Origin of the sequence: Bacillus sp. NMCC4, assembly GCF_002998555.1 — a bacterium.
Lineage (GTDB): Bacteria > Bacillota > Bacilli > Bacillales > Bacillaceae > Bacillus.
The window spans coordinates 106897-132554 of the sequence record NZ_PVRA01000007.1 but is presented as its reverse complement, the minus strand read 5'-3'; the positions used below and the strand labels follow the sequence as shown (position 1 = coordinate 132554).

Sequence of the window (25658 nt, the reverse complement as noted above, 5' to 3'; positions counted from 1 at the left end):
AGTCTTTATTTTAGTAATGTTCGCACAAATAAAAGATGATAGGCTTTATAGACGTTAGAGGTTTGAAAGAAATGGGTTGCGGGCATAAAGTTGGTGAGATTCGCTCAAGCTAGTTTCAAATGCTTTACTTTTAGGTTGCTTCTCTGTAAGATCATATGTTGTAAATACCAACAAGAAAAGTGGGGAATAAAATGAAAAAAATGTTCTTTGCCATTATGTTAGGCGCTTGTGTTGCATTGATCACGGCATGTGGATCTGGTGCAAGCGACAACGCGAATAAACAATCTGGGTCTAAGGAATCAGGTGACCTTTGGAAATCCATTCAGGATAAAGGTGTTCTGACGATCGGAACAGAGGGTACTTATGCTCCTTTCACATTCCATGACAAAAAGACAGATAAATTAACTGGCTACGATGTAGAAGTCATCACAGAAGTAGCAAAACGTCTTGACTTAAAACCTGAATTCAAAGAAACACAATGGGACAGCATGTTTGCTGGACTGAATTCAAAACGTTTTGACGTGGTAGCGAACCAAGTTGGTAAAACTGGACGTGAAAATCAATATGAGTTCTCTGATAAATACACAACGTCTCAAGCCATTGTTGTGACAAAATCAGATAACAACGACATCAAGAAACTATCTGATGTAAAAGGCAAAAAAGCAGCACAATCTTTAACAAGTAATTACAATAAACTAGCTACAGATGCTGGTGCTAAAATTGAAGGCGTTGAAGGCCTTGCACAATCGATTCAATTGATTCAGCAAGGACGTGCTGATCTGACGTTCAATGACAAGCTGGCTGTATTGAATTACTTGAAAACAAGCGGGAACAAAAACCTAAAAGTTGCATTTGAAACAGGAGATCCTCAAGAAACTTACTTTGCATTCAGAAAAGGCAGCGGCGAAGTCGTTGACAAAGTGAATGGCGCATTAAAAGAAATGAAAAAAGACGGTACACTTGCTAAGATTTCTAAGAAATGGTTTGGTGAAGATGTTACAAAGTAATACCCTGGGAGTCGTCATTCCTTGGGATCTTCTTCAGCAATCTTTTTGGCCAATGGTGATGCAGGGGATTTATTATACAATTCCCCTCGCCATCATTGCCTTTATCATTGGTATTTTTATCGCGCTTGTGACAGCTCTTGCTAGAATGTCTAAAATCAAAGCCCTCAGATGGATTTTCTCCATCTATGTGTCGGCCGTTCGCGGAACGCCGCTTTTTGTGCAATTGTTTATTATTTTCTATTTCTTTCCGACATTTAATATCACACTGGATCCATATCCAAGTGCCATTATTGCTTTTTCATTAAACGTAGGTGCGTATGCATCGGAAATTATTCGTGCATCCGTCCTGTCTGTTCCAAAAGGACAATGGGAAGCTGGTTATTCGATCGGGATGACGCATCGTAAAACACTCGTCCGCGTCATTTTACCGCAGGCTGTGCGTGTATCGATTCCGCCGCTATCTAATTCATTCATTAGTTTGGTGAAGGATACATCTCTTGCCTCTCAAATCCTCGTGGCAGAGCTTTTCCGTAAGTCTCAGGAAATTGCTGCAGCGAACTTGGATCAGATATTGTTCATTTATATGGAAGCAGCCCTGATCTATTGGGTATTCTGCTTCATTCTATCTCTCGTTCAGCATCAAATTGAAAAACGACTTGATCGATATGTCGCAAGGTAAGGAGGGAACGACATGCTAACAGTCAAAGGTCTTAAGAAATCCTTTGGTGAAAATGAGATTTTAAAGTCAATAGATTTTACGATCAACAAAGGGCAGGTTGTAGCCATTCTTGGCCCATCAGGTTCAGGAAAAACAACGATGCTTCGCTGTTTAAATGCACTTGAAACACCAAATGGCGGCTCCTTTACCTTCGATGATTTCTCGATAGATTTTTCGAAAAAAAATAAATCAGCTGACCTGCTGAAGCTTCGCCGAAAATCAGGAATGGTGTTTCAGGATTATCACCTGTTTCCACACCGCACAGTGCTTGAAAATGTGATGGAAGGTCCTGTTCAAGTACAGCGCCGTCCAAAGGAAACGGTTCGAAAAGAAGCCATCCAGCTCTTGCAAAAGGTCGGTCTTGAAGATAAAAAGGATCTGTATCCATTCCAGCTCTCAGGCGGTCAAAAGCAGCGTGTCGGGATCGCCCGTGCACTTGCCATTCAGCCAGAGCTCATGCTTTTTGATGAACCAACCTCTGCACTTGACCCTGAGCTTGTCGGGGAAGTCTTAAAGGTCATGAAGGATCTAGCGAAAGAAGGCTGGACCATGGCAGTTGTCACACATGAAATCAAGTTTGCCCAAGAAGTGGCAGACGAAGTGATTTTTATTGATGGCGGCGTCATCGTCGAACAAGGCCCTCCGGAAGAAATCTTCAAACGACCGAAGGAAGAACGAACAAAACAATTCTTAAACCGGATTTTGAATCCAGTATGATGAAAAAAGGCTGTTCTCACGTGATGAGAGCAGCCTTTTTTCATATTTTTAAAAGTAAGCGATTACAATTGAGCAAAGCCATTTAAAGGGGCGTGGGAGTATGTTACGATTGAATTCGAGTGTTTAAGAAAGAAGGGAATGCTTTTGAAGCGGGAACATCTTTTACGTTGGTTTTTTTATTTTGTTGGATTGATCGTACTAGCTTTTGGATTATCGCTGACAGTGAAAGGAAAGATTCTTGGGATTGGTCCTTGGGACGCTTTCCACTACGGACTGTTTCAGCACTTTGGACTCACGATTGGACAGTGGTCCATCATTATTGGTGCACTGATCGTGACACTGACTTCTGTTTTTACGAAATCATTTCCAAAGATCGGCGCATTATTGAACATGGTGCTGATTGGCGTGTTTATAGATTTCTTTAATGCGGTATTGCCTGCACCACATGGGTATTTACCCGCTTTATATGTGTTTATTACAGGCGTTGTGGTATCAGGGTATGGTGTTGGCATTTATGTCTCAGCCAATCTTGGCGCCGGGCCAAGAGATTCATTAATGCTGCTCATCTCAGCGAAAACAGGATTGAACGTGCAGTGGGTTCGAAATGGCATTGAGTTAACAGTGCTTTTATTTGCATGGATGCTCGGCGGACCGATTGGCATTGGCACGATTCTGACTGCTATTTTTACAGGTATCGTCCTTCGTTTCTCCTTGCCGCAGTCTACACGGCTCCTGCAGCTGCTTATTACTAAAACAGCAGAGAAACCTGTTCAAACGCTTATCAGATAAGAACAAGCCATTCTACAAAAAGAATGGCTTTTCTTGTACTGAAATAAATAAACAGATTTTTCTTATATTCATAAGATGAAATAAGCCTACATCTGTCATTTTAGGCTTTCAGTGAAAAGGAGGCTGTTTCCCTTTTGTACGGCGCTCACCAATGTTACAATCAATGTAAAAAATTGAGGTTCGTTATGAAGATATTTGCTATCCAATTACTACACTTAGATGAAATAGGTGCACGACAACAAATCGATTGCCTGAAACCCTTTGTATCACCTGCAAAGCGTGCTGCGGCTGAGCGCTTTCGTTTTTTGGTCGATGCAAGAAGGACCCTGTTAGGTGAGGTGCTGGTTCGTCAAATGATCCATGATATGTACGATCTGCCTATTGATCAAATCGTTTTTGCAACAGAGGGCAATGGCAAGCCTGTCGTCCGGCACATTCCTTCTTTTCACTTTAATCTTTCTCACTCTGGTGATTGGGTCGTATGCGCAATAGATGATGCACCTGTAGGTATTGATATTGAGGAGATCAAACCGATTGATCTAGCGATTGCTAAACGATTTTTTTCAGCAGATGAGTATGAGGATTTACTTTCACAACCGGCAGAACGGCAGGAAGCCTACTTCTTTCATCTATGGTCAATGAAGGAGGCCTTTATCAAGCTGACTGGAAAGGGATTATCTTATGGTCTTTCGTCCTTTACAGCCCGTCTGTCAGAGGATGGACAGGCGACGTTGACATTACCTGATCATGAAGCGCCCTGCTTTGTTCAAACATACTCACTCGATCCTGCCTACCAAATGGCGGTGTGCACACGAAAACCTTCTGCGGCTGAACGTGTTGAGATACTCTCTTGCAAAGATGTACTGTCCCGTCTTTAATATCGCCCAATTTGCTGAAATGCTGTCTTTAGCAAATCGACTCCACGTGTGATTTGCTCTTCTTTCACATGCCAGATGTTCAGCTGAAGAATGGGGTCTTTTTGATGGGTTGACAGGTAGTGGCGGCCGATTGACTGAACGGAAACAGATGCCTTTTTCAGCTGCTGAATGAGCTGCTTTATCGGAATCGACCGATCGACACGTACATGTGTATGAGTAGCTGGCTCCTCTTCTCCCAGTTGATAAGCGATTTGATCATTTTTCAGACAAGTCACCAGCTGTTTGGATCGGTTGCGATAGGTTGTCTGCATTCTGTCTCGATGCCGTTCAAACATCCCGCTTTTTAAATATATTTCTAAGGCTGCCTGTGACAGCATGGAGCTGTCGATGTCAATGAGCCGTTTGTGTTCACTAAAAGGTCCAATCAGTTCCTCAGGTAAAACGACTGCTCCTGTTCGAAGTCCTGGAAAGATGATTTTGGAGAAGCTTTTTAAATAAATGACCTTACCCGCCTGATCATACGAATAGATCGGGTCTCTTTTTGCGTCGAATTCTAAATCGGCTATATAATCATCTTCAACGATATAGACATCATATTTCTCAGCAAGGGCTGCAATCGCTCTTTTCTCCTGTTTTGACAAGCTCGTTCCAAGCGGGTTTTGAAACCTTGGCATCGTATAGAAAAAACGAATCTCCTCTTCTCGAAAGATACGCTCCAATTCCTGAAGATCAATTCCCTTTTCCGTCCGCTGAATCCCCCGCACAGGCAGTTGATTTTTCTCTAAATATTGGAGATATAGGTGATAGCCAGGCTGTTCGACTAGTATGGTCTGTTTTCCATTCGGAAAAGGGATGGTGCTTAAAATGGATAACGCCAGCTGAATACCAGAGGTCATGACGATCTGTTCTGGATTTGCAAATACTTGATAATCCATTAATCGCTTAGAAATGACTGGCAGCAGCGATGGTAAGCCGTTGGCTGTGCCATAAATAAACAAGTCATTTTGATACAAATCAATCGCTTGGTTGATGCAGTGCTGAAAATCGACATATGGAAACACAACGGGATCAGGTGCAGATGAAGCAAAATCAATCCATGTGCTATCCTGTTTACCCGCTGACTGCTTCGTTTTCACGACATAATAGCCGCTTCTTTCTACAGAATACAGCAGATGTTCACGTTCTAATGTGTCCAGTGCTTTGATGACAGTGCTTTTACTCACTCCATATTGAGCCACTAAATGACGAATGGAAGGGATCTTCATGCCAGCACTGTATTCACCAGACGCCATTTTCTCTTTTAAGCTGAGAATAAGCTGATCATATTTCCTCACACCGCTTCCTCCTTGTACCGGTACAGATATCATGTTCTCTTATTGTACACCTTAGATGATCCGATTACGATAGAAGAACAGAACCGGTCAATTCAACTGAAGCATGCATGCTCGTGTAAGGAGTCAAGTTGTGAACATTTCAAAACAGAAAGCGTATGCTGCCGCGATAGGCTACGCCACGATTATTGGTTTTTCATTTTTGTTTGTCAAAATTGCATTAGAATCAGCAAACCCGATCGATTTATTGGCACACCGCTTTACGATTTCTTTTGCAGCCGCACTATTGCTGTATCCATTTTTACGAAAGAAGAACCGCTTCTCCATTCAATGGCGTGACCTTCTCTACATCGTACCGTTTTCCTTGCTTTACCCTGTGTTGTTTTTTGCTTTTCAAGTATGGGGGCTGATGTATACTTCTTCGTCAGAGGCTGGTATTATTCAGGCAACGATTCCCATTCTGACGATGGTGCTGGCCGCGTGGTTTTTAAAGGAACGCGCGACATGGATACAAGTACTGTTTACCCTTCTTTCTGTGTGCGGGGTGATGCTTCTCTTTGTCATGAAGGGAATTGATGTAAAGCATTCACACATGATCGGCTATGTGCTGATATTGCTTTCAGCCTTATCCTCCAGTGCATATAGTGTATTTGCCCGGGTGATTACACGGCGCTTCCATGTGATTGAACTCACCTTCGTGATGACATTCTTTGGGTTTGTCTTCTTCAATGCCGCTGCGCTCATTCGGCATTCGGTTAACGGGACAATGCCGCAATTTTTCAGCCCATTTACACAAGCATCCTTTGTATGGTCGATGCTCTTTTTAGGCATTCTTTCTTCACTTCTCACGGCATATTTATCAAACTATGCCCTCTCTCAGCTTGAAGCGGCAAAGGTCAGCATCTTTAACAATTTATCTGCGTTTATTACGGTCGCCGCTGGGGTTCTCATTTTACATGAAACAATCGATTGGTATCATCTCATCGGAGGTGTGCTGGTTATTGGCGGAGTGATTGGCGGGAATGTAGTGAAGAAGCGGAATTCATAAGAAAAAGCGGTCTCTCAAACGAGAACCGCTTTCTTTTAATGTCTGATGAAGTGTTGTTTGGCTGCAAGGTCAATCACATGTCTCATCTGTTCTGCGAAGTGCTCGAGGTGTGTGTTGATGTACATGTGGCCTCCATCGAAGTTGGTGCGTTTGATGGTCTTTGCCCATGGCAGCCAGCCGTTTGCATCTTGCATGCATTTTTCATCTTGTGTTCCATTGAATAAATAAACGGGTGTTTCGATGACGGATTGATCTTTGTGCTGGAAGGTTTCCAGCGCCTGATAGTCTGCACGTAAGGACGGCGTAAAGTAATCCATCATTGGTTTGTTCTCTAATAATTCCTTTGGAATCCCGCCCATTTCGGCAATATGCTGAACAAATGCTTCATTGGATAAATGGGTCAGGATCTGCCGTTTTGTTTGCGGCGGCTGAATGGCCGAGATCACAACTGCTGCAGGATAGACCCCTTCCTTTTCTAGCAGCTGCGTCAGTCTATACACGACAAGTCCTCCCATGGAATGTCCGAACAGGATAAATGGGCGGTTCAGGTTGCCTGTAAGCCCTTCTTTGTACAGCTCAGCCAATTGGTCAATGCTCGTTTCGAGCGGCATGAGATTGGTTCCATGCCCTGGGGGCTCTGCTGCTGTTACTTCGGCAGAGCCTTTTAGCTGTTCAAAAAGTGGACGGTACGAGGCGGAATAACCGCCTGCAAAAGGAAAACAAATAAGCTGAATAAGGTCTGATTTTTTTTCAAAGGTTTTAAATAACTGATTCATACGTCCTTACCCCTTTATAATCGTTTGAAGAATCCGTGCCAGTTCATCTGCCTGCGGCCTTTTCATCATGGTGACATGGTCTCCTTTGATGTGATAATACGAGCACGTTCCTTTCGTATAAGCCTCCCAGTCTGAGAACTTCTTCTGGAAATCGATGGCGTGATCACTGCTTTGTACAATATAAAACGGCACAGGGAATGGTTCTTTTTCTAATTCAATGGCTTGTGACATGATCGTATTATGCGTTTGCATTTGCAAATATTTATCTAAATATTGATCATTCATAAATTGATGAACCACTTCATCCTTTTCTGCCTCTTTGAGTATTGTCTGTTTCACTTCTTGGAAGCTCAGCCCTTGTAATGCTTCTGGCTGGATGCCGACGAGATTTCCCATTCCAAGGACAAGCGCAAGCATTTTCACTTCTTCTTCGTTCATATCGGCATGGAGCGCCTGATCTGCCTCATCTCTTAGCACGGGCACCGTATCTAAAATGATCAATCCTTTCGGCGCTTTTCCTGCATGGCAGAGCCGCTGATTCATTCCGTAGGCAAGATGCCCGCCCATTGAATGCCCTGCTAGATAGTCAATGCCTGGTCGATAGAAGGTCTCAATGGCTTCAATAAAAATGGTGACAAGCTCTGTGTAATGAAGGAATTGCGGTTCTTCATCCTCATATAAGCCAGGAGACTGCATGGCATAAACAGCGCCTTGATGTGTCATCAGCTTAGCAACATCGATATAGCCCATGACCGTTCCACCGGCAGGCGGTGCAAAGAATATTCTCGGTTCAGCTGGATCGCCTTTTTTCAGCTCAATCACATAGTCCTTCGGAGACCTTTCGACATGCTCCCCGGCCTCTGGCATTGCGTCTACATGTGCGGCTAGCTGAGCCGGTGCTGGATGCATGAAAATCCATTTTGGATCAACACGAATCCCCTTTTCTTTTAATTTGGCAACAGCCTGGATACTCATAATCGAATCGCCGCCTAAATCAAAGAAGGAGTCATGCATGCCTACTTGTTTGACACCAAGCACTTCCTTGAAAGCTGTGACAATCCGCTGCTGCGTTTCGGTGATTGGTTTGTCATCACCCTGGGAAAGAGAGATCGTTTCTGTCGGCTCTGGCAGTGCTTTTTGATCAACCTTTCCGTTCGTTGTGACTGGCATTTCGTCCATTACAATAAAGTAACTTGGAATCATGTAGCCTGGCAGGCTTTCCTGCAAAAATGCTTTCCAGCCCGGAACAGGATTCTCCCCGTCTGTGACAAGGTAGGCTGCCAGCCGTTTAGAGCTGCCATACGTTTTGGCGATGACTGTACATTCCTTTACTTGCGGATGCTTGAGGAGAGCTGTTTCAATTTCCCCACATTCAATCCGGTAGCCTCTAATTTTTACGAGGTTGTCTTTTCGGCCGAGATATTCAATGGTGCCATCTGAACGCCATGTACCAAGATCACCTGAACGATACAGCTTGTCTCCCTCTAGTTCAGGAAATGGATTGTCAATAAAACGCTCCTGCGTCCGCTCTGGATCATGAAGGTATCCTTTTGCCAGCCCTGTGCCGCCGATATAGATTTCTCCTATGACGCCTGCTGGCACTGGGTTGAGCGCTTCATCTAGTATGACGACAGTTGAGTTCGATACCGGGACACCAATTGGAACTGATCTTGCACCCTCTGGCATGTGCGTGACTTGATGTGTTGTTGCTAAGGTCGTGTTTTCTGTTGGACCGTAAGCATTGATGAGCACACCCTCCATATGTGGGAGTACCTTTCGTGCATGCTCACTAGACATCGCTTCTCCGCCAACAAGTAATGTGCGGTAGCCTGCTACACTTTTTGGATCGTGCTCCACCAGCCGATTGAATAATGCGGTTGGCAGACAGTTGGCTGTCACTTGATGCGTTTTGATCAACCGTGATAATTCATCCATATTCAGTGCGGCATATTTTGGGATCAGAATCAGCTGACCGCCATTCAGCAGCATTCCCCATAATTCAAATGTAAAGGCATCAAAAGCATAGTTTGAGAGCTGAAGCATCTTGTCATCTGGACCTAGTTCAATATAGTTTGTTTCTCTAACCAGGCGGACAACTCCTGCATGAGGGAGCATCACGCCTTTTGGTGTACCTGTTGAGCCTGATGTGTAGTTGACATAGGCCAGCTGGGCTTCCCCTATGATCGATTGTTCTCTTTGATACACTGCATCTGTTTCTGATAACGGCTTGTCCATGTTAATCTTTGTACCTGTAAAGCCTACTAGACGACTCGCAAAATGAGACTGAGTGATGATCACATCACTTTGCGTATCGCGAACGATGAGGCGGATGCGTGCATCTGGATATTCAGGCGACATCGGAACATACGCAGCACCAGACTTGACGATACCTAGCACCGAGACAATCATGTCAAAGGAACGATCAAAAAGCATCGGTACCAGTGAACCTGGTCCAACTCCTTTAGACTGCAAGTAAGCAGCAAGCTGTGTCGCCTTCTCATCCAACTCTTGATACGTCATGTGCTCTTCCAAATAGGACAAGGCAATACGGTGCGGATCACGCTGCACCTGTTCTTCAAACAGCTCTTGAAGGGTCCGTTTTGGATATGATGTAGCCGTTTGGTTTTTTCCTATGATCATGGCGGCCTGTTCCGCTTTGTCCATTAAGCAATAGTCAGAAAATGTACGTTCAGGCTGAGCCGTCATACCATCTAGCAGATGAAGATAATAATTCATATAACGATGGATGGTCTCTTGATCAAATAAATCTGTATTGTATTCCACATGGATCGACAGCTGATCTCCCTGTTCAAATACATGCAGGGTGAGATCAAATTTAGACACTGTATGATGGACCATCACATGTTCACTTGTCAGCCCTTTGAGGTTTACATTGAGCGAATCTGTTACATACCCCATGGCCACTTGGAAAATAGGCGATCGACTTAAATCTCTATCCAACGAAAGATCATCGACAAGCTTGTCAAATGGATAACGCTGATGCTCAAATGCTTTTAACGTCAGCTCTTTCACGTTTTCCATGACATCAGCAAACGTATCTGCTGTGGAGATATCCTGCCTCAGCGCAAGTGTATTCACAAACATCCCAACGAGCTTCTCTGATTGTTTGGCATCTCGCCCTGCGATCGGCGAGCCAATGATGATATCTGTCTGTCCGGACAGCTTGTGAAGCAGGACGTAGTATGCTGACAGCATCGTCATGAACAGCGTTGTGCCCTGCTGCTTGGACAATGCCTGCAAACGGCGGATAAGCGGTTCTTCCAAGACGATTTGCTCTGTAGCGCCGTTAAATGTTTGAACCGGTGGACGAGGGCGGTCAAACGGCAGCTCTAGCACTGGAAGTTCACCTTGTAAGGTATCGAGCCAATAGGTTTGGTCTGCTTGATGATGCGTTAGTTGCTCATTTTCCCAATGAACATAATCTGTCCATTCGATTTCCAGCGCCGGGAGCTGCGGCGATTCATCTGAAAGAAGCCCGTCATATGCCACTTCTAACTCCTGAATGAGCAGGCTGAGCGACCATGCATCTGAAATGATGTGGTGCTGCGCGCAAAGAAGATAAAATTCCTCATTGCCCATATCCACAATCGTCCACTGTGCAAGAGGTCCTCTTTCTAAATCATAGACGCGGTTTGCCTCTTGCTGAATAAGCTGCTTGAGTCTTCTCGTTCTCGTTTTTTCATTAAATAATGAGAAATTCGCAACTGTGACGGATGGCGGAAGGTCTTCACGTATCAGTTGAACTGGCTTGCCGCCAAGCGATTTAAATGTTGCACGCAGTGCTTCATGACGTTTCGTTAAGAGACCAATCGCTTTTGTTAACGCTTGAATGTGCAGTTGTCCTGTCAGCTTCCAAGCACCTAATATATTGTAATGATGGCTCTTTTCTAATGTGGATAAGAACCAAATGCGCTTCTGAGCATGTGACAGCTCATAGCTTGTTCGCTTTTCAAGCTTTGGAATCTTGGCTTCCTGAACAGCCGGTGCCCCTTTGATGTCATCAACCATTTGCGCCAGATGGGCCAGATGCTTACTTTCAAATAATATTTTTAAAGGCGCCTTGATTGAACATTCATGATTGATCCGAGAAATAGTTTGAGTCGCCTTTAATGAATGCCCGCCAAGGTCAAAGAATTGATCCTCTTTGTACACACGATCTACGTCTAAAATGTCCTCCCATATGGCAGCAAGAATTTGCTCTGTTTTCGTTTCTGGCAATTGTTTTTCAAGGGGTTGTCCATTTTTGTGATGATTCAGCTTGAGGGCTTCATGATCAATAGAGCCATCTTGTTTTTTCGGTATTTCCTGTACTTGCTGAATATCCCAGTCACCTTTTGTTACGCCTGCGATATCTTCAACATGCACTTCTTTGCCAGACTGAACCGTGTAAAAAAGCTTTTTCTCAAAAGTCGATATTGGTGCTGGCTGAAGATACTCAGCGATTTCTGGATTGGCTCCGTCTAGGCCGATAAATAGATGCGCTTCATTCAGCCGGGCACCTAGACATAATGAATGGAGACCTTGCTTCTTTCCAATCAATTGAAATCCTTTGCGGACGGTTAGCGCTGCGCCGGTATGTCCCTTAGACAAACCAAGATTATCCCACATGCTGAAGTTCAAAGAGATCGCCCGTCTTCCTTCTTGAAAGGTGAGAGCGTGCGCAAGTCCATCTAAAAAGCTGTTGGCTGCAGAGTATGCCCCGAATGTTGTGCCGCCAAAAAAGCCATTCACCGATCCAAAAAAGACGAGTGGTACTGCCGGGTCATGCTTGAAGGCTTCCTGCAGGACAAACGCTCCGTCTGCTTTCCCTGACAGCTCCTTTGTGAAATCCTCTTCTGACGTATGAGCCAATGCATACTTATCCGCATGCTGAAAATGCTCTGACACATTGCCAGCCCCAGCTAAATGCAGCACGCCTCGGATCGACTGACCAAAGTGTTTTTCTGCTTTGTAAATCGCCCGCTCGACATCAGCTAAATCGGTCACATCCGCTTGTACATAGATGACGTCACCGAAGTCTTTTAGCTGTGAGAGCGCCTCTTTCTTTTCCAAGCTGCCTTCCAGAGATGTCCTTCCAATCAATACGAGCTTTAGGCCAAATTGGAGCATCTGCTTAGACAGCTCAAATCCAATACCGCCAAGACCTCCAGTCAGCAAATAAAGACCTTCATATTCTAAAAACTCTTCTGTTTGAGGTGCTTTCATCATATTGACTTTTTCCAGCTTTGGTACGAACCTGTGCCCGTTTCGGTATGACACCTCTGCTTTTATATGAATCGCTGACAGCTCTTCAGCAATGTGCTTTGCATCCTGTTCCACATGCTCCGCTTCAATATCAATATGGGACACCTCTGCTCCTTCCCATTCTTGCGGGATGGTTTTTAATAAACCAACGAGCGACGTTTTCTCCACATGAAGATCGTCTTCAGGGCTTACAAATTGACCACCCTTTGTCACTACGACAAGCCGGATCGGCTCTTTGTTTTCTTGTCTCCATGCTTGATACAAGTACAAAATAGATTGATTGGAACTCGCATGCATTTCTTTGAACTGCGCAGGCTCAACGATGGCTTCTTTGTCTGTCACATTCCACAGGTGGAGCACCTGCCCGGTCTTTAATTCATCTGCTTCAAGTGCTGCAGCGAGCCTGACATAATCCCCCTTGATTCTCGGGTTCATTTGATACATTCCTTTGGACAGACGCAAAAATTCATGCCCTTTTTTCACAGAAACATAGGACTGATTTCTTTGTTCTAATTGTGCGTAAAGCGATTGGTACAGCCCTTTTTCATCCTCGAAAACGAGTACATGATCAGCAGAAGGCTGAGACGGACCAATATGCTCCTTTGCCCAAGTGCGTTTGAAAAACCAATCTGGGAGTGTTTGTTTATTTTCAGAAGCAAGATCCAGTGCCCTTTCAATGTCACGGAATACTCCCTCTTTTAGCGCTGCACCTAACTGGGCACGTTGGATTTTCCCACTCTCTGTTTTCGGAAATTGGTCTTTTTTCACCGGAATGATGTGATCAGGCTCTATCCCGATTTTTCGGATGATGGCCTCTCTAATCTGCTGAATCATCGTGATTTGTTCCTCTATCGAATCTTTTTGCGAGACAAAAAAGACGGCAAGCGTGTCGTTGCTTGATTCGGGATTGTAAATGCCGTACGCAGCGGCAAAGGTGACTTCAACCCCGTCCACCTCTTCCACAACCGCTTCAATTTCGTAATTCAAATAGTTGGCTCCGTTGATGACGATGATGTCCTTTTCCCGGCCTGTCAGAACAAGACGCCCTTCATGAATAAACCCTAAATCCCCTGTGTGAAACCAGCCATTTTCCGCAAATACCTCTTGATTGGCTTCCTCATTTTGATCATAGCCCATCATAATCGTTGGACTCTTCACCTGTAAGCGTCCGACCTGATCTTCTGCTAGCACATGATGATGTTCATCTACAATCCGAATCCATACAGACGGAATAGGTACGCCGACTTCTGTAAACGTCATCTTGTGCGGATGATCTTGCGTCACGTATTGAATTTCACCTGTTAACGAGGTCTGATCAATCGTAAGCTGTCCATCCTGATCATCATGCCGCATGAATTTCTTTGATTGAACAATGGCTGAGGATGTTTCAGACATGCCGTACGCCGGCACCATCGCATGGCGGCTTAATCCGTGCTGACCCATGATATGCATGAAGCGCTGCGTCACTTTTGGAACAACCGCTTCGGCTGCATTCATAATATAAGTCAGTGTGGAGAGATTCCAGCTCCCCTTGCGAATGTCGTCCTCATATTCATTCATCATGGCAAAAGCAAAATTCGGTGCCCATGTCCTTGTGACGCCGTATGTTTCTACCCAATCCAGCCACACCATCGGCCGCTCGATAAATTGATCGATGGATGGACTAATCTGCTGGCAGCCAAGGTAGACGTCATGCACATGAAACATGACAATGCCTCCTACATGATCAAGCGGCATCCAGTTAAGCGACACATCCTCATGCGTAAAGCCATTTGTCTGCTCAAAGGAGATGATCCGAGATAAAATACTTTGATGGTTGTGACGGATACACTTAGGCACACCCGTACTTCCTGAAGAGAGCAGCTGAAGCACAGGCTCATCCGGCTCTGGCTCATAATGCTGTTCATCCGGTTCACACGTAAGCAATGTTTCTACTGTTAAAATAGGTATTTCTTTTGCCTCAAATGCCTCACGCAGCCCAGCAATGTCCTCAGCACTTGCTTCGTTTGTAATAATGAACGGTTCATTTTGCAGCTGAAACACGCCCTTGAGCTTGTTCACTCCTTGATTCATCTCATCATAAACAGGCGGCACAGAGACTGGAGTCGGAATGATGCCACCGAGAATACAGCCCCAAAACACAGTGATGAAATCGTGATGATCTTTTAATTGAAGTAACACTTGATCGCCGTTTGTCAGGCCTGCTTTCCTTAAACCAGACAGAACCCGTTCTGCGTTTGTGAGTAACTCAGGATAGGTTTGGGTCAACGTGCGCCCGCCTTCTTTGATATAGATCACCCCGCGGTCAGGTGACATAAAGGCTGATCGAATCAGCACCTCTGTCAGTGTGACAGGTGTGCCTGGTTTTTTGATGACATCCCCGCCATACACAAGTGCTGGCGGCTTTTCATGAGCGGATGCTTGCTTTGTTTCGCCCTCTTCATTCTTCGAGATCGATATGTTCCCTTGCGCACGCTGCCGATTAGGAAACAGATCATCTAGGTGATAAGGCATTTGTTTTTCTGTCTGACTTTCAATGAGAGCGGCCGCTTCCTCCACTCCATCTATGGCTTTCGTACGCTCTTCTATCTTTCTTAAACCCTCTTCATCAATGATGTCGATCGAAAGCAGTGCTTCTGTATCGATGGCTCCACTTTCTGCCCTTGGCAAGGAAGGCAATAAGACGAGAGCGGCTGGTACTTCATGAGGATGAAGCGGGCCTTTCATCAAGTCCTCTCTTGTCAGCGAAGGGTCCTTCGCCTGTGCAAATAGCACAAGCGAGAGGCTGCCTTCTTGATTTTTCTTAGGGATTAACACACATTCCTTTAGCGGAAAATGAAGCATCATGACTTGCTCTAATGCTTTCAGATCGATTCGTTTTCCGTTGATTCTGACGATATGATTTGCTGCATGTCCTTTTCGTCTACTAACTAACATCGTTCTTCTCCTCCTACATCCAATCCAAAATCTGAATCTTGTTTTTTTCAGTCCAAACGCCGACATCCCCTGTCGGATAGAGGTATTCGCCTGTTTGATGTTTGAATGGATGCGGAATTTTATGCGTCTCCATCCAATCGGCAAGCTCCCCGCAAAGTGCTTTGATATTCTTCGCGCCGATAAAAATATCTCCAGAAAATCCTACCGGCATGAGCTGATGCTCTTCGCTTAGCACAAATATTTCCGTCTCACAGGAAGGATCGTGCACACCTGAGTAGACCTCTTCTTGGTCTGGGTACAGCACGCTGACTTGTGCGTTTTTCGACCAATCGGTGATCATCCGCTCTTTTTCTTCATTTGTCACCATCGTGAAATCAGAGAGTGGTGTCTCCACTTGTTCTGTCATGGCTTCAAGTGTGTGGATCAGCTGCTGCATCAGCGATTGTATTTGTTTTTCTGTATATTGATTGAAGCGGTATGTGACTCGAAGCTCCAGCGTATCTCCTGGGACAGCCACAAGGGTCAGGTCATAGTTTGTTTCTTCATGACTTGCAATGTCTAATATCCGTACACCATACGGCTCTACAGATTCAATCGGATAGTTTTCAAACACGACAATGCTGTTAAACAATGATTCTCCATTCGGGATTTGGGTCATCTGCTGAATATCTGGCAGTACGGTATACTCAAATTCTCGCATGTGAAAAACCGTTTCCTGCGTCTGTGCCAGCAGCTCGGCAATGGTCCTGTCTGGTGTGATCGGCAAACGGAGCGGCAAGGTGTTAATAAAGAGCCCTGTCATGCTTTCAACCTCTGGTAAGTCCGCCGGCCGCCCAGATACTGTGACACCGAACACGACATCCTCTGAGCCTGAATGAAGGTGCAAGAGCAGCCCCCATGCCGCCTGAATCAGTGTGCTCATCGTGACCTTCTGTGTGCCTGTCATCCTCTCCAGCTTCTGCTGCATTTCAGGCGTCAGTTTGATACTAAATTGATCAATACCTGCTCCTTCATTCGAAGTCTGCTCTCCGTCCCCAGGAAGTGGTGTGGCTTCCTCCACTCCTGACATATAATGTTTCCAGAACTCTTGCGCCCTCTCTTGATCCTGCTTTTGCAGCCATTCGATAAAATCTTTATACGGACGTACAACAGGAAGGTTTATCTCTCGTTCATCCACAAGAGAGCGATACATTGAAAAGGATTCCTCAATCAAGCCGAACAGGCTCCAGCCATCGATTAAAATATGATGAAAGCTAAAAACAAACGTGCATGTTTTCTCGTCACGATGGAATAAAGCGATACGAATGAGCGGTTCAGCCGCATCCTCTAATTCGAAATCCTTTGAACGATCGGATTGTAAATAACGCTCAATGGTTTTCTTCTGATCCGTTTCACTCAGGTGGCGCACATCGTGCTGAGTGAGGTGAATGCTTCCTTCTGATTGAATCAATTGGACAGGCTCCTTTAGCCCCTCCCAAGCAAATCTTGTCCGCAAAATCGAATGACGTTCTACAAGCAGATTCCATGCTTTTTCATAGGCTTCGCCGTCCGTTAAGCCTTCGAGCGTCATATGCACCTGACCAAAATAAGCCTGTGACGCTTGATCTAACAGTGCATGAAACAGCATCCCTTGCTGCATCGGAGATAGTGGATATACATCCACTACATGATCTGGAAGCTCATCTATTTGCTTTTGCGTCAGCTGAACCATTGGAAAATCAGATGGCGTAAAGCCGCCTTTTGTCTCTATACAATGCGTCAGAATGTCCTCCATTTTTTCTTTGAACCGTTCAGGTAACTGGCGCACCTCTTCCTCCTGAAGCAGTTCACGATTGATCATAAAATTCATCTGAAGCTGACCACTGACAACGTATCCGTACACATCGATTAAATGCTGTCTTTCTGCTTTTGGATCATGTACATGTCCATTTCGTTCATCTGCTAAATACAGATTTGCTTCACCATCTATTTGATCTAACTGTCCAAGGTAATTAAAGCTCATCTGCGGCGCTGCCGTTTTGAGTAAGCGAGATGCTGTCATGTATTGAAGCAAGCCATAGCCGATCCCCTTTTGCGGCACAGCTCTTAAGGTTTCTTTGACATCTTTGATTTGTCTCTCCACATCGGTTTGAATAAAAGGAATAAAAATAGGATAAGAGCTTGTAAACCAGCCGACTGTCCGTGACAAATCCATCTGTTCAAATAAATCCTCGCGTCCGTGTCCTTCTAACGTGATCAATATTGGCTTTCCAACGGCTTGCGCAAGTCCTGATAAAAGTAAATCGTTGACCTCAGTTCGGTACGCTTGTGATGCGTGCCTTAGTAAAATGTCTGTTTGATCCTTCGTCAATTGAACAGTCAGGATCTCTGCATGTTCTTCTATATTGAAAAGCGCAGGTGTTTGAAAAGGAGAACCTTCTTCCTCTTGATCCATGATCTTTTGCCAAAAAGGAACCTGCTCTTGTAATTGATCGGTTTGTGCATATTCATAGAGTGCATCTGCCCACTGCTGATAGGAAGCGGTTTTCTTTGCAAGCGCGATCTCCTGCCGTGCCGCAAGCTGCTTCAATCCATTTAATAAATCCTCCTGTATGATGCGCCACGATATTCCATCCATCACAAGATGGTGGGCTGCGATAAAGAGTTCAGACGTACGATCACTTGTCTGAAAAAGAATGGCTTTGATCACTTCTCCCCGCTCTAATGACAATGTTCCTTGACAAGCGCTTGTCTCCAAACGAATTTGCTCCAGCGCTTCCTCGTGAGAAACATCCGTCAAATCAAAGAATGTGACACAAGGGATGATGCCAGGCGCACGAATGGTTTGAATCCATGTGCCGTCTGCTGCTTTTGTATAAATGGCTCTCAGCATATCGTGATGGTCGACAAGCTTTGAGAGAACCTGTGACAACTGTTCGGCTTGTACGGATAGCTTGAATTCAATATGCGCTGATAGATTCCAATAATCTTGGTTTGTCATCGATTGCTCAAGGAACCAAGATTGGATTGGAAGCAGACGAGCTTCTCCTGTAACAGGCGATTGATCATAGGACACAGACACATCCGCTCTTTTCATAGCGCGTGCCAGCTGTGAAATGGTCTGTTTTTCAAATACATCTCTTGGCTGAATGATGTAGCCTTCCTGTGCTAGGCGTGCCACCATTTGTATGACAATAATGGAATCTCCGCCTAGTTCAAAGTAGTTATCATGTACACTAATTGAAGGAGTGCCAAGAAGCTGAGTCCACACTTTTTCCAGCACTCGTTCTTCCTCACTGAGTGCCTTATCTGCTGGTTTGTCCACTTCTTCCTGTCTCCACTCTGGCGGCGGGAGACGCTTTTGGTCTACCTTGCCGTTTGGCGTGAGCGGCAGTTCCTCTAGCTCTATGAATAGACTTGGTACCATATAATCTGGCAGCATGTCTTTCAAGGCGCCGCGAATGTCTTGCTGGGTCCATGCACCTTTTTGGACAAAATAACCGATGAGCTGCTTATGACCACTCTCGTGCTGAAGCGGAATGACCGCACATTCTATGATGTCTTCAACACTCAGCATAGCGGCTTCAATTTCTCCGCATTCGACGCGGTGTCCGCGTATTTTCACTTGATGATCCATTCTTCCAAGGCAGTCGATGATGCCATTTGGGAGCCAGCGGCCCATATCGCCTGTTTTATATAAACGCGCTCCTTTTTGGAAAGGATGCGGGATAAATGATTGCGATGTTTTTTCTTCATCTCCAAGGTAACCGAGTGCCAGCCCTGTTCCGCCAACGTAGATCTCTCCAATAACACCCTGCGGAACCGGCTGCAGCTGGTCGTCTAATACATAGGCTTGTGAATAAGCAATTGGCTGACCGATAGGAACTGTCGCCTGCCCTTCGTCTAATGAGCGAATGTGATGCACACAGGAGAACGTCGTATTCTCAGTTGGTCCATAGCCGTTTAAAAGCCCTTCAGGTAAATACGGCAGTGCCTTGCGGATATGAGCAGCTGAGAGCGCATCACCACCAACCAATAATGCATCGAATCCAGATAAGGCTTCAGGATGTTCCTCTGTTAACCGGTTGAACAGCGGCACCGTCAGAAATCCTGTTGTGATCTTGTATGATGTCAGCGTGTCAGCCAGCGTATCCATTGATAAAATCGTATTTCGATCGGCCAGGATCAGCCTTCCCCCATTTAGCAGGGCTCCCCATATTTCATACGTAAAGGCATCAAAGGAGAAGCTGGCGATTTGTAAAATGCGCGTATGTTCATCAAGGGTGACATAATCTGTTTCACAAACAAGCCGGATGACTGCTTGATGCGGGATCAAAACCCCTTTCGGCTGTCCAGTTGATCCTGACGTGTAATTGATATAAGCGAGTCCATCAGGTTTTAGGGCAGCAGGTATGAGTTCTGCTTCTGATAAAAACTCTTCATATCCCTCATCAAGACAAATGAGTTCGGTTTGACTGATTGACACCTTTTTCAGCCATTCATTTTTTGTCAGTAACAGCTTAATACCTGTATCCCTCAGCATATAATCAATCCGTGTATCTGGATATTCAGGATCAATTGGCACGTAGGCGCCTCCTGCTTTCACAATCGCCAGCACCCCAAGAATCATTTGAGGCGACCTGTCGATGAGCAGCCCTACTGGTTCATGCGGCGTCACACCTCGCTGCTGCAGAGAAGCAGCAAGCCGGTCGACTTTCTCTTGTAACACACGATACGTCCACTGCTCTTCCCCGAATTCGAGAGCAATGGCATCGGGTGACTTTCTCACCTGCGCTTCAAACCGTTCCGTGATGAGAAGCGGGCCTGCAGGCTGATTGGTTTTACCGCTCCATTCATAGAGCAGCTGATGCTTTTCTTTCTCTGGCAGGTAATTCATTTGTCTGATCGGCTGTGCTGGATTTTCACAAATACACGCAAGCAGATGCTCGTAGTACCGAAGGAACCGATCCATCGTGTCGTCAGAAAATAAGTCCACATCATACTCCAGTTTTAATTGAAGACCCTCCGCCCCTTCAAAAACAAACAGGGATAGATCAAATTTGGCGGTATCGTTATCTTCAATGGCTAAAACGGATGTCGCCTCCCCCATCGGAGAAGCTTCAAGCGGTAGGTTTTGCAGAACGAACATGACCTGAAACAGCGGCTGCTTGCCAGCCTCACGTACAATATTCAGCTCATCTACGACCATCTCAAACGGCACATCCTGATGCGCATAGGCGCCCATTGTTGTTTCTTTCACCCGCTCTAATAGTTCAGTGAAAGCAGGATTCCCGCTATGATCGATCCGAAGTGCCAGCGTATTTACGAAAAATCCGATGAGATGCTCCATCTCCGTCCGATTTCTCCCAGCAATGACTGATCCAATCACAAACTCATCCTGTGAAGACAATCGATGCAGCAAGGTAGAAAAGGCAGTCAGTAACGTCATATAAAGGGTGCTGTCTGTCTTTTTAGAAAGGGCAGCCAGCTGCTCAGACAGCGACTTCGACAAGTGGTATTTTTTCGTTTTTCCCTTGTAGGATTGAACGGCTGGCCGCGGGTAGTCATACGGCAAAACCAAATCTTCTACAGGGACCGCAAATTGCTCCTTCCAATAGGAAATCTGCTTCTGCAGCGTCTCTCCAGTCAAATACTCCTTCTGCCATAGTGCGTAATCCGCATATTGAATTGGCAGCGGCGAAAGATCAGGCTCTCTCTTGTCAATCATCGCTGTATACCACTCAGACAGCTCTCTTGCGGCAATCCCAACCGACCAGCCATCTGACACAATGTGGTGAATGGACATCAGCAGTAAATGATCTGTTTCCGACAGCCGAATCAGTTTCACTCGAAAGAGCGGATCATGTTCTAAGCGGAAAGGTGTGCCCGCCTCTCTTTTTGCCCATTCAGCCGCTTTTTGTTCTTTTTCTTTCTGTGCTGTCAGATCTGATAGATCCACCACTTCAAGCTCTGGAAGAGTCATATGCTCATGTATGATCTGCACTGGTTCATCGCCGCTCATGGTAAAGGAAGTTCTGAGCGATTCATGCCTTTGCACCATTTGCTGCAGACTCCTCTGAAGCACCTTCACATCTAAAGGTCCATTCATCCGAAAGGAAATTGTATTATTATAAAATGGCAGATCGGGCTGTAATTGATAGAGAAACCACTGCCTTTGCTGGGCATAAGACATCGGAATCTCCTGACCCTTTTCCATTTTCCGCATCGGAACCGCTTCATCCACTTTTGCATGCGAATCGATCCATTCCGCTAATTCCCCAAGTCTCGTATGCTCAAAAAGAACAGCGAGCGGCACGTCAAATCCCATTCTTTGTCTCACCGCAGACAGCATTTGCGTTGCCTTGAGCGAATGACCCCCGAGTAGAAAGAAATGATCACCGCAGCTGACATTTGAGACATCAAGCAGCTCGGACCAAATGTTTGCCAAAAGTTTCTCCGTCTCCGTTTGAGGCGCTCTGTCCTCTGCCTCCTGTCCACTTTCCTCAATGAATGCTTTGAAATACGCTTCATCCGGCATGCCATCCTCTGATTCTTTCCAGTATTCCTCAGGAAATAGATGTACGGAATATTCACCAGATAGATGAGACTGCAAACACGTATAAATGGACTGATACAGCCGTTCTTCAATAGCCTTTGTTTTGTCGGTTTTAAAAAAGACATACATGGCTTGCTCTGTTTGCCTCTCCGCTTGGCTCATTTCTTGAATGTCCTGCTTTGACCGATCTAATCCCATATAAATGAGTGGCGCATCTGTCATCAAACATGACAGCATTGTCTGGAAGCCCGCCCGCTTCGGAATCGGGAGATAGCCTCTTTCTTTTAACATGCCTTTGATCATCGAACCCTCGCTCATGCCGACCTCATCCCACATGCTAAAGCTAAAGCAATACGGCTTCACTGTAGATGTCAGCCTTTGATAATGAGCAAATTGTTCAACGAACTCATTGGCAGCGCAATAAGCGCCGACGGTCATCCCGCCCTTTAACGTTCGTGCTGACGAGCTAGATAAAAATAAGACGTTCTGCCGTTTAGAAGCCGCTTCATGAAGCGCAATCGTGCCATATACCTTCGCTTCGTACATCGCATGTAAGGACGCAGACGTCATGTCAGCAAGCAGCTCCTCTTGAATGATGCCAGCGAAATGAATCACGCCATGCAGCCTTTTTCCTTGAGCCGCCTCTTGTCTTGAGATGAGCGCTTCAATGTCTTTTGCGTCCGTCATGTCCACTTCTTCATAAAAAACTGTGCCGCCATGGTCTTTCGCTTGTTTCTCAAGTGAGGTCAAAACGTCTTGCTGCTCCGCAGATAAAGCCTTTCGTGCTTTTCTTCCAAGCAGCACAAGATGCGCTTGATAGGACGTCAGAAGGTGTTCACTCAGCATCCGCCCAATGCCGCCAAGCCCTCCTGTCATCACGTAAAGCCCAGATGATTCAAATGGCGGTTTCTTCCTCTTTTGATCTTTTTCCAGATGCAGCGGTGATAAAAGAGGAATATAACGAACACCTTCGCGGTAAGCAGCGATATGATGGCTTGTGTCATGTGTAAGCTCTGTCATGATCGCTGATGCATGAGAACGGTCAGCCGGTTCTGTTAGAGAAAAATCAAGACATCGCACCTTGATAAACGGCCATTCATGCTGTACAGCTGTCATCAATCCTGTTGTCGTTGCTTTTTCCACATGATGCGTTTGATCTTCTGGCAAATTCATCGCATGAGCTGAGACAAAGGTGATCTCTACAGGTTCCTCATAGGTGGCAATCGCTTTTGTTACATATAATGCACTCATGCTGCCAGTTTTCTGCGCTTCCTTCGCCATTGCCGCTTGAAGTGTGTCTTCCTTGTTTGTGTAGTTCCAAAGGTGAATGATTTGTTTCACCGAAACGCCATACGAACGGAGCGTCTCAAAGAGTTGTTCGTAGTCTGACGGCCGATTCGGGTGGATGATGAAGTGAGTATGTGTGAGTTGTGTGAATGCTTGACCCGGTTCAACCGTAATATAGGTTTGTTCATTGTTTGAGAGGGATCTCAATTGATCTGCCAGCCCTAATGCATCTGCAAAGATCACCATGTCCCCTGCTGTTTGCTTTTCAGTTTCATGAAGCGGAGCAGGTGTCCACTTCTTTTGATAACTCCAATCAGGCAAGGTGTGTTCATTTTCAAGTCTGATGTCCAGTTCCTTGATGATTTCGTCGAATTCACCTTCCTGCCACCTTGTCTTGAGCTGTGCCCTTTCTATTTTTCCAGAGCTTGTTTTCGGAAAGGCATGCTTCTGGACAGGGATAACCTTTGATGCAGACAGACCCATTTTTGTCGCAATATGGGTTTTAATATGCTGGCTAGCCCTCATGATATAAGCAGGCTCATACAGCTTCGGTGTAAAAAAGAGAATCAGTTCATCGGATGCAGATGCCTCCATCCGAACGGAGCAAGCAGCCACAAAGCTCGTTTCTACGCCTGGTACTTCCTCTGCCATGGCTTCAATCTCATAGTTGTGATAATTTTTCCCGTTGATGATGATCATGTCTTTTTCTCTACCGGTTAATGTCAGCCTTCCTTCGTGCAGAAAACCTAAATCACCCGTGTGAAACCAGCCCTCTGTTTGAAAAACCTCTTGATTCGCTTCGTCATTCTTGTAATAGCCCTTCATTGTCGTCGGCCCTTTGATTTGCACGCTGCCAATATGATCTTCGGGAAGAAGCTCATGCTGATGGTTGACGATACGAATCGTGATACCCGGAATCGGTTTCCCCAGCTCTGTAAAGCTGACGGTTCCTGTCTCACGTGCCTCCGCTGGTCTTAGCTGCTCTGTCAGCGACGTTTCCTCAAAGGTCAGAACCCCGCTGTTTTCATCTCCCCGCTCAATCGCAAAAGAGAAGACAACGGCTGATGAGATTTCAGACATGCCGAAAGCCGGTCTGATGACGTCTCCCTTTAAGCCGTGCGGAGCGAGCAGGTGTAAAAACCGGTGAATCGTCTTCGGTACGACCGCTTCTGCCCCATTGATCATACACGTCATGGCAGAAAGATCCCAAGATCCTGAAGAAATGTCTTTCTCATAATCATTGATCATCGCAAATGCGAAGTTAGGTGCCCACGTCTTCGTTGCACGATAGCGTTCCATCCAGTCAAGCCAGCGCAGCGGCTGAGCGATGAAGTCATCTGTCCTTGCCCGAATCTGTTCACAGCCTGTGTACACATTGACAAGGTGGAACATCACAATGCCGCCAATATGATCTAATGGCATCCAGTCTAACGAGACATCCTCTTGTGTAAACTGATTGGCTGCCACTGTCCCTTTGACATTCGCCAGCACACTTCTATGAGAATGCTCTACGCATTTAGGCATCCCCGTACTTCCAGACGTTAAGATAAAAAAGACTGAATCATCAGGCGTGACTGGATGTGCTTCTAGATCTCTTTCTAAAGTGAGCATCGGTTCAACGGCTGCCACACGTAATTGATCTGTATGCCACAGTAAAGCTAAGCCTTGCACCTCATCAATCAGCGAGTCATCCGTGAGAATGAGCGGGTGTTCCAGCAGGTTCCAAGCGTGATGAAGCTTCTTCACTGAGGCATTCATTTCCCGATAGGTCGGGGCTGCCGATACAAGTGTTGGGACAAATCCGCCTAACACACATGCCCAAAAGGCCGTGACCATCGCATGATTCGATGAAAATTGAAAGAAGACAGGATCACCTGGCTCAAGCCCTAGTGCCCTTAAACCCGTCAGAACCCGTTCGGCATCCTCCTTTAACTGTGCGTAGGATTGCGTGAGTTCATTTTCACTATTGATGATATAAGTCAGCCCGTTTGTCGTTTTGGCTGCCTCAGTTAGAGCGTCCTGCAAGGTTTGAGCTCCTGCACTAACATCTATATCCCCCCCATAGGAAATGGCTGGGGGCATGTCCGCTAAAATAGGCGAAGCCATTTGCGTCTGTATCCATTCAACTGCGGCCTCCTGCTCCATGTGATGGTCGAGAAATAAATGAGAGAGGTGATATGGCCGAGGTCGAATGGTTTTTTCACGAGAAAAAACAGCGAAGCGTTCGATTTCGTTGGTTTGTAAAATGGTTTTCTGTACATCTAGTAAAATCGTATCCATTGATTCATGTACATTCGATTGATTGATGGTTGATGGTTTCATATGAGTTCCTTTCCTTTTTTGTCAGGCAGGGCTGCCAGTGTGCACCCC

At 45.6% G+C, this 25658-nt stretch carries 10 protein-coding genes; 6 read left to right on the top strand and 4 right to left on the bottom strand.

Annotation, left to right across the window (positions count from 1 at the left end):
• Window positions 1-191 precede the first annotated feature (191 nt).
• The 5 genes from tcyA to C6Y02_RS14615 all read left to right on the top strand — a co-directional run bounded on the left by tcyA (window position 192) and on the right by C6Y02_RS14615 (window position 4109).
• Window positions 192-1007, top strand: coding sequence for a cystine ABC transporter substrate-binding lipoprotein TcyA (gene tcyA / locus C6Y02_RS14635; RefSeq protein WP_003213831.1), 816 nt, complete (start codon window positions 192-194; stop codon window positions 1005-1007).
• Window positions 994-1686, top strand: a complete 693-nt coding sequence (locus C6Y02_RS14630) for an amino acid ABC transporter permease (protein WP_034325166.1) — start codon at window positions 994-996, stop codon at window positions 1684-1686. Before tcyA ends, C6Y02_RS14630 begins: the two co-directional genes overlap by 14 nt.
• 12 nt (window positions 1687-1698) lie before the next feature.
• A complete protein-coding gene (locus tag C6Y02_RS14625) occupies window positions 1699-2442 on the top strand; it encodes an amino acid ABC transporter ATP-binding protein (RefSeq protein WP_003214030.1) in 744 nt (247 codons plus the stop codon).
• Window positions 2443-2586: 144 nt separating this feature from the next.
• Complete coding sequence (locus tag C6Y02_RS14620) at window positions 2587-3231, top strand: YczE/YyaS/YitT family protein (RefSeq protein ID WP_034664112.1); 645 nt, start codon at window positions 2587-2589, stop codon at window positions 3229-3231.
• Window positions 3232-3416: 185 nt separating this feature from the next.
• Window positions 3417-4109, top strand: coding sequence for a 4'-phosphopantetheinyl transferase family protein (locus tag C6Y02_RS14615; RefSeq protein WP_060595526.1), 693 nt, complete (start codon window positions 3417-3419; stop codon window positions 4107-4109).
• On the opposite strand, the gene C6Y02_RS14610 is transcribed toward C6Y02_RS14615, so the two are convergent.
• Window positions 4106-5443, bottom strand: coding sequence for an aminotransferase-like domain-containing protein (locus tag C6Y02_RS14610; RefSeq protein WP_106031585.1), 1338 nt, complete (start codon window positions 5441-5443; stop codon window positions 4106-4108). The two genes, C6Y02_RS14615 and C6Y02_RS14610, sit on opposite strands and share 4 nt — an antisense overlap.
• 130 nt (window positions 5444-5573) lie before the next feature.
• Here C6Y02_RS14610 and C6Y02_RS14605 point away from each other — a divergent pair, with 130 nt between their 5' ends.
• On the top strand, window positions 5574-6488 hold the full coding sequence (locus C6Y02_RS14605; RefSeq protein WP_060595524.1) for a DMT family transporter: 915 nt from the start codon (window positions 5574-5576) through the stop codon (window positions 6486-6488).
• Window positions 6489-6523: 35 nt separating this feature from the next.
• On the opposite strand, the gene C6Y02_RS14600 is transcribed toward C6Y02_RS14605, so the two are convergent.
• The 3 genes from C6Y02_RS14600 to C6Y02_RS14590 are packed head-to-tail and all read right to left on the bottom strand — an operon-like array spanning window position 6524 to window position 25610.
• On the bottom strand, window positions 6524-7264 hold the full coding sequence (locus C6Y02_RS14600; RefSeq protein ID WP_106031584.1) for a thioesterase II family protein: 741 nt from the start codon (window positions 7262-7264) through the stop codon (window positions 6524-6526).
• Between the two features lie 6 nt (window positions 7265-7270).
• The gene (locus C6Y02_RS14595) at window positions 7271-15466 is read right to left on the bottom strand and encodes a non-ribosomal peptide synthetase (protein ID WP_106031583.1); all 8196 of its coding nucleotides are present in this window, start codon (window positions 15464-15466) and stop codon (window positions 7271-7273) included.
• Window positions 15467-15479: 13 nt separating this feature from the next.
• Window positions 15480-25610, bottom strand: coding sequence for a non-ribosomal peptide synthetase (locus C6Y02_RS14590; RefSeq protein ID WP_106031582.1), 10131 nt, complete (start codon window positions 25608-25610; stop codon window positions 15480-15482).
• Between the last annotated feature and the right edge of the window lie 48 nt (window positions 25611-25658).